General features: G+C 30.8%; 1 pseudogene. It reads right to left on the bottom strand.

Features of this window, described 5'->3' with window-relative positions:
• Positions 1-582 (bottom strand): annotated as a pseudogene (locus L8U04_RS08275) (methyl-accepting chemotaxis protein); the annotation flags it as partial.

Here is a 582-nt window from a genome sequence, read left to right as displayed (position 1 = left end):
GTTAATTTGATCAGCAATATCACCTATTATAGAAGTAACATTTTTAATCTCTTCACTTTGAGCAATAACTTCACTAGTTTTATGAGATACATTTTGCATAGAAGAAGTAATCTCTTCTAATGCTGCTGCTGTTTCTTCTAAAGAAGAAGCTTGAGAAGATGAAGAATCTGTTAAGTCTTTAACAGCACTTTGTAATTTACCACTCTCATCTGCTAATAAAGAAGCAAATTCAGATGATTGTCTTAGCATAGCTACTATTTCTTGACCTAATACATTAGTAGTTACTTCAACTCCACCTTTAGCATTTTTAACTTCAGTAGTAAAGTCTAATGCCTTATAGCTATCAAATACTCTATTGATTTCATTCATATTAGAACCAACTTTTGCTTGTAATACATCAAGCATATCATTTAATACATTTTTTAATTCTATTAATTGAGGATTAGCAGGAATTGCTGTTATTCTTGCTGTTAGATTACCACCTTCTATTTCTTTAGCTGTATCAACTGATTGTTCTACTGCTTTAGCATCTTGTTCTAATGCATTTTTAGTTTTAGTGATGTTTTCATTGATGGCTTTGGC

Source organism: Campylobacter sp. IFREMER_LSEM_CL908, from assembly GCF_025771545.1.
GTDB classification, from domain to species: Bacteria; Campylobacterota; Campylobacteria; order Campylobacterales; family Campylobacteraceae; genus Campylobacter_D; species Campylobacter_D lari_D.
Note: the sequence above shows the minus strand (reverse complement) of the source record. Positions and strands in the feature narration are given on the sequence as shown.